The 939-nt window shown below is 77.7% G+C and carries 1 pseudogene; it reads left to right on the top strand.

Annotation, left to right across the window (positions count from 1 at the left end):
• A pseudogene (locus tag HMPREF9719_RS06360) lies at positions 1–939 on the top strand (hypothetical protein); the annotation flags it as partial.

Raw genomic sequence — 939 nt, 5'->3', positions numbered from 1 at the left:
CCGCGACGCGACCGTCGCGGACGCCACGTCCCGCGCCCGGGGGCTCGCCGAGCAGGCGGACGCGCTCGCCGGCCCGGCCGGGGAGCTGAGCTCGGCCGCGGGCCGCGTCTCAAGCGAGCTTTCCGAGCTGCGCCGGGCGGGCGACGACATCCTCGCCGCCGTCGACGAGATCGAGGGCGTGGGCGGCACGCTCACCAACGCCGCCGAGGCCGTCAACGACAGCTCCGTGCGCGGCGCGGAGGCCGTCGTGCGGCTCGAGGAGGAGACCCGCCGGCTGCGCGACGCGATTCGCGAGGTCGACGCCGACCTCGCCCGCCAGCGCAACGCGGGCGCCCAGCGGCTGCGCCGCGACCTCGTCGCCGCCGACCGGACGATCCAGCAGAACCAGATCAACGGCTCCGAGGCGCAGAGCCTCGTCGACCTGGGCGACCGCGCTAAGCGCCTCGCCGACGACCTCACCACCTCGGAGAACGCCTACACCGAGGTGCTCAGCGACGCCGAGGGTGCCCAGAGCTCCGTCGAGTCCGCCGCAGCCGGCCTCGAGAGCGCACTCGGCGACCTGCCCGCCAAGGCCGAGGCGCTCGATAGCGAGGTCGAGGACATCCGCTCCGACGCCGCGGAGCTCGAGACGATCGTCGCGCGCCTCGGCACGGAGGTCCCCGCGGCGGCCGACCGGCCGGTCGCCCCGCCGCTGCAGGTGCTCCTCGTCGCGGCGGCCGTGTCCGTCGGCGGTGCGGCTCTGGGCCTGGGCGCCGTGGGGCTTCTCACCGGGCGGATCCGCCGCGGCGACGGGCGGCCCGCCGGCGGGGAGGCCGCCTGGGGTCTCGTCGGGCTCGCGGGCGCGGCGCTCGCCGTCGCGGGCGGGATCCTGCTCGCGGTGCTCTCCTCGGGCGTGCCGGTCGCGCTGCTCGTCGCCGCGAGCCTCGTGCTCGCCGCGGG

Source organism: Corynebacterium otitidis ATCC 51513, assembly GCF_000296405.1.
GTDB lineage: Bacteria > Actinomycetota > Actinomycetes > Mycobacteriales > Mycobacteriaceae > Corynebacterium > Corynebacterium otitidis.
This window is presented reverse-complemented; position numbering and strand designations above follow the sequence as displayed.